We start from the raw sequence: 5185 nt of genomic DNA, 5'->3' as shown, positions 1-5185 counted from the left end.
CTGCGGGCACCCGCGGTAGTTCGGCCGGCCGACGCGCTCGCCGATCCAGTCGAGATGCGCGTCCAACTCGGCGGCGGGATCGTCCGCATGGCGCCCCGCGACACGGTCCCAGCAGCGCCAGAAATCCTCATCCTCGCGCTGAAGGAAGGCGGCTACGAGGTCGTCCTTGGTGCGGAAATGGCGGTAGAGGCTCGTCTTGGCCACGCCCGCCTTCTCGACCACGAGGTCGACGCCGACGGCGCGCACGCCCTGGCGGTAGAAGAGGGCTGACGCCGTCTCCAGGATCCGGTCCCTCACCTCCGCGGCGGGGCGCGTGTCGGCGGTAGTCCGGCTGCTGGGCATTCGCGAACCTCCTGGCCGATCTGTAGCACGGACGGGCTTGACACGCTACCGACCTGTACGTAGCGTCTGAGAAACAAACAGGTCTGTAGCGTGAGGAAGCATGACGATCGGGCGGGAGGAACGCGTCGCGGTGTTCGGGGCGACGGGGCATACGGGGCGCTTCGTGGTCGCGGAGCTGCGGCGGCGCGGGTTCGTGCCTGTGGCGGTGGCCCGGGACGGCGCGAAGCTTGAAGCGTCGGGGTTCGGCGGGCAGGGCGTGGCGACCAGGACCGCCTCGATCGACGACCCGGCATCGCTCGACCGTGCGTTCGCCGGCACGGCGGCGGTCGTGAACTGCGCCGGCCCGTTCCTGGACACGGCCGACGCCGTCGCCGCGGCCGCCCTGCGCGCGGGCATCCACTATCTGGACGTGACGGCCGAACAGCCGAGCGCGCTGGCGACGATGGAGACGTTCGACGAGCCCGCGCGCGCGGCGGGGCTGGTGTTCGTTCCGGCGATGGGGTTCTACGGCGGGCTTGCCGATCTCCTCGCCACGGCGGCGATGGGGACTTGGGATGCCGCCGACGAGATCCGGGTCGGGATCGCGCTGGACAGCTGGCATCCGACCGAGGGCACGCGCATCACCGGCAGGCGGAACACGTCCCGGCGCATGGTCGTCGCCGAGGGGCGGCTGGCGCCGCTGCCCCAGCCGGCGCCCGAGGTCTCATGGGGCTTCCCGGAGCCGTTCGGGCGCCAGGACATGACCGAGCTTCCGTTCTCGGAGGTCGTCCTGATCGCGCGGCACCTGCGCGTGACCGAGCTTCACACCTATCTCAACCACCGGGCGCTGCGCGACATCCGGGACGGGGCGACGCCGCCGCCCGAGGCCGCCGACGGGTCGGGACGGTCGGCGCAGACCTTCGTGGTCGACGTGATGGTCCGCAGGCAGGGCGACATCCGCCGGGCCACGGCGCGCGGGCGCGACATCTACGCCGTCACGGCGCCGCTGGCCTGCGAGGCGCTGCGGCGCATCCTCGACGGCGAGGTGCGGCGCCGCGGCGCCCAGCCGCCCGGCGCGGCGTTCGACGCGCGGAGTTTCCTGCAGGCCCTGTCGCCGGACGACCTGACCCTGGAGATTTCTGGGGAGATCACCGGCTAGCGCAGCCGGGCCAGCGCGCCGGGCAGGTCGGCGAAGCGGTCGATCACGAGGTCGGCGCCGAGCTCGGCGACGGGCATGCGGGGATAGCCGTAGCTGACGGCGATCACCGGCATGCCGGCGGCGCGCGCGGCGCCGACGTCGTTGGCGTTGTCGCCGACCATCACCGAGGTGCCGGGTGCCGCGCCGAGCCGTTCGGCCACCCAGGCGAGGTGGCGGCCGTCGGGCTTGCGGAACGCCAGCGTGTCGCCGCCGGCGACCGCCGCGAAGCGGGTGGCGAGGCCGACCTGGTCCAGCACGACGCGGGTCACGCGCTCGGGCTTGTTCGTGCACAGGCCGAGCGCGATGCCCGCGGCGGCCAGCGCCTCCAGCGTCTCCGGCACGCCGGGATAGAGCGTGCGCGGGTCGGCGGGCTGGGCCTCGTAGTCGTCGAGGAAGTCCGGCAGCAGCCGGGCCTCGCCGCCCGGCTCCAGGGGCGCGCCCGTCGCGGCGAAGGCGTAGCGGAGCAGGTTCCCGGCGCCGTCCCCGATCATGGTGCGGACCTGCGCGTCGGTGACGGGCGGGCGGCCGTGGCGGAGGAGGAAGCGGTTGAGGGCGGCGCCGATGTCGGGGGCGCTGTCGATCAGGGTGCCGTCGAGGTCGAAGATGACGGCCCCGGGGCGGGTAACGGGGGGCTGGGGCATGGCGGCTCGCGGCTGACTCGATCGGGGTCGCCCACCTTTCGGCTTGGGGGCGGGGTGCGGACTGTGGCAGTAAATCGGCCTGCGCGCCACCTCGCGAACCCGATGGACCGCTTCATGACCAGCCAAGCCCAGCGCCCCCTCGCCTGTATCGTGCTCGCCGCCGGCAAGGGCACCCGGATGAAGTCGCGCCTGCCCAAGGTGCTGCACGAGGTCGCCGGCCGGCCGATGGTCCGCCACGCCCTCGACGCCGCCGGGGATCTGGCGCCCGAGCGCGTCGTCGTCGTCGTCGGGCCCGGCATGGACGCCGTGCGCGACGCGGTCGCCCCGCACCCGGTCGCGGTCCAGGCCGAGCAGCGCGGCACCGCCGACGCCGTGCTGGCGGCGCGCGGCGCGCTGGAAGGCTTCGCGGGCGACGTGATCGTGCTCTACGGCGACACGCCGCTGGTCACCCCTGAGACGCTGCGCGCCCTGCGCGACGCCCGCGCGGCCGCCGACGATCCGGCCGTCGTCGTGCTGGGCATGCGCCCGGACGAGCCCGGCGCCTATGGAAGGCTGGTCACCGACGGCACCGGGCGGCTGGAGGCGATCGTCGAGTTCCTGGACGCGAGCGAGGAGCAGCGCGCGATCGGCCTGTGCAACGCCGGGCTGATGGCCTTCGACGGCGCCCGGATGTGGGACCTGCTGGACCGCATCGGCAGCGACAACGCCAAGGGCGAGTTCTACCTGACCGACGCGGTCGCGGTCGCCCGCTCGCTCGGCCATGCCTGCCGGGTCGTCGAGGGCCCGGCCGGCGAGGTCGTCGGCGTCAACTCGCGGGTCGAGCTGGCCGAGGTCGAGCGGCTGCTCCAGGAGCGGCTGCGCCGGCGCGCGATGGAGGAGGGGGCGACGCTGGTCGATCCCGGCACGGTGTGGCTCGCCGCCGACACCCGCCTCGGCCGCGACGTCGTGATCGGGCCGAACGTGTTCTTCGGGCCGGGGGTCGAGGTCGCCGACGGGGTCGAGATCCTGGCGTTCTGCCACCTGGAGGGCGTGCGCATCGCCGAGGGTGCCCGGATCGGCCCGTTCGCGCGGCTGCGCCCGGGGGCGGAAATCGGGCCGGACTGCCATGTCGGCAACTTCGTCGAGGTCAAGAACGCCCGGCTCGGCCGCGGCGCCAAGGCGAACCATCTCAGCTACATCGGCGACGCGGCCGTGGGCGAGCGCGCCAACATCGGCGCCGGGACCATCACCTGCAACTACGACGGCTACCTGAAGCACCGCACCGAGATCGGCGCCGGCGCCTTCATCGGCTCCAACACGGCGCTGGTGGCGCCGGTGTCGGTCGGGGCCGGGGCCGTCGTCGCGGCCGGCAGCGTCGTGACCGCGGAGGTGCCGGACGACGCGCTCGCGATCGCGCGCGGCCGGCAGCGCGTGCTGGACGGCGGCGGGGCCCGGCTGCGCGAGCGCGGGAAGGCGGCGAAGGCGGCCAAGACGGGACAGGCGCCGTCGGGAACGTGACCGCGGTGCGCGGGGACGTGACCGCGGCGCGCGGGGCAGCCCCGAACCGGGCGCGCTGGCGCCCCCGGCGGGGCTTCGTTAAACTGCGCGGCGAACGGCCGGGCCCGACCCGGCGCAAAGAACGGATCACGGGAGACCACCGATGCCCAACATCGCAGAGACGGCCGCGCGCCTCGGCCTGAAGGACGCCTCGCTGCTGCGCGACCGGGGCTTTGTGAACGGCGAGTGGATCGGCGCCGACAGCGGCCGCACGATCGAGGTGACGAACCCCGCCGACGGCTCCGTGCTCGGCACGGTGCCCGAGATGGGGGCGGAGGAGACGCGCCGCGCCATCGAGGCGGCGAACCGCGCCTGGCCGGCGTGGCGCGCGCTGATCGCGAAGGAGCGCGCGAAGGTGCTGCGCACCTGGTACGAGCTGATGATGGCCAACCAGGAGGACCTCGCGCGCATCCTCACGGCCGAGCAGGGCAAGCCGCTCGCCGAGGCGCGGGGCGAGATCGCCTACGCCGCCTCGTTCATCGAGTGGTTCGCCGAGGAAGGCAAGCGCATCTACGGCGACACGATCCCGCAGCACCTGCCCGGGCGCCGGATCGTCGTCCTGAAGGAGCCGGTCGGCGTCTGCGCGGCGATCACGCCCTGGAACTTCCCCTCCGCCATGATCACGCGCAAGGCCGGGCCGGCGCTGGCCGCCGGCTGCCCGATGGTGATCAAGCCCGCGACCGCGACCCCGTATTCCGCCTTCGCGATGGCGGTGCTGGCCGAGCGCGCGGGCGTGCCGGCGGGCGTGCTGTCGGTCGTCACCGGCTCGGCCCGCGCGATCGGCGGCGAGATGACCGGCAATCCCACGGTGCGCAAGCTGACCTTCACCGGCTCGACCGAGATCGGCAAGCACCTGATGGCCCAGTGCGCCGGCACCGTGAAGAAGACGTCGATGGAGCTGGGCGGCAACGCGCCGTTCATCGTGTTCGACGACGCCGACCTGGACGAGGCGGTCAAGGGCGCGCTGGCGTCGAAGTACCGCAACACCGGGCAGACCTGCGTCTGCGCGAACCGCATCCTGGTCCAGGACGGCGTCTACGACGCCTTCGCCGCCAAGCTGGCCGAGGCCGTGGGCGCGCTCAAGGTCGGGGCGGGCCTGGAGGTCGAGAACGCCCAGCAGGGCCCGCTGATCGACATGGCCGCGGTCGAGAAGGTCGAGGAGCACATCCGCGACGCGGTCGACAAGGGTGCGCGCGTCGTCGTCGGCGGCAAGCGCCACGCGCTCGGCGGCAGCTTCTTCGAGCCGACGATCCTCGCCGACGTCACCACGCGCATGAAGGTCGCGCGCGAGGAGACCTTCGGCCCGGTGGCCCCGCTGTTCCGCTTCCACACCGAGGAGGAGGCGGTCCGCATGGCCAACGACACCGAGTTCGGCCTGGCCGCGTATTTCTACAGCCGCGACGTCGGCCGGATCTGGCGCGTCTCGGAGGCGCTGGAATACGGCATCGTCGGCATCAACGAGGGCATCATCTCGACCGAGGCGGCGCCG

At 73.6% G+C, this 5185-nt stretch carries 5 protein-coding genes; 3 read left to right on the top strand and 2 right to left on the bottom strand.

Annotated elements, in window-relative coordinates:
- Window positions 1-342, bottom strand: a 342-nt coding sequence (locus VGO20_RS21160) for a TetR/AcrR family transcriptional regulator (RefSeq protein ID WP_327504368.1), incomplete at its 3' end; no start/stop codon positions are given.
- A gap of 100 nt (window positions 343-442) precedes the next feature.
- Here VGO20_RS21160 and VGO20_RS21155 point away from each other — a divergent pair.
- Window positions 443-1480 (top strand): saccharopine dehydrogenase family protein, encoded by a 1038-nt coding sequence (locus VGO20_RS21155; RefSeq protein WP_327504367.1) that lies wholly within the window; start codon window positions 443-445, stop codon window positions 1478-1480.
- Here VGO20_RS21155 and gph read toward each other — a convergent pair.
- Complete coding sequence (gene gph / locus VGO20_RS21150) at window positions 1477-2160, bottom strand: phosphoglycolate phosphatase (protein ID WP_327504366.1); 684 nt, start codon at window positions 2158-2160, stop codon at window positions 1477-1479. The two genes, VGO20_RS21155 and gph, sit on opposite strands and share 4 nt — an antisense overlap.
- A 114-nt stretch (window positions 2161-2274) precedes the next feature.
- Here gph and glmU point away from each other — a divergent pair, with 114 nt between their 5' ends.
- Both glmU and VGO20_RS21140 read left to right on the top strand, forming a co-directional pair.
- Entirely contained in the window at window positions 2275-3657 is a 1383-nt protein-coding gene (gene glmU, locus VGO20_RS21145) for a bifunctional UDP-N-acetylglucosamine diphosphorylase/glucosamine-1-phosphate N-acetyltransferase GlmU (RefSeq protein WP_327504365.1), read from the top strand.
- A gap of 142 nt (window positions 3658-3799) precedes the next feature.
- Window positions 3800-5185: NAD-dependent succinate-semialdehyde dehydrogenase (locus tag VGO20_RS21140; RefSeq protein WP_327504364.1), on the top strand; the 1386-nt coding region annotated here is incomplete at its 3' end.

It is taken from the genome of Arenibaculum sp. (assembly GCF_035998295.1).
Lineage (GTDB): Bacteria > Pseudomonadota > Alphaproteobacteria > Azospirillales > Azospirillaceae > DASYHS01.
Note: the sequence above shows the minus strand (reverse complement) of the source record. Positions and strands in the feature narration are given on the sequence as shown.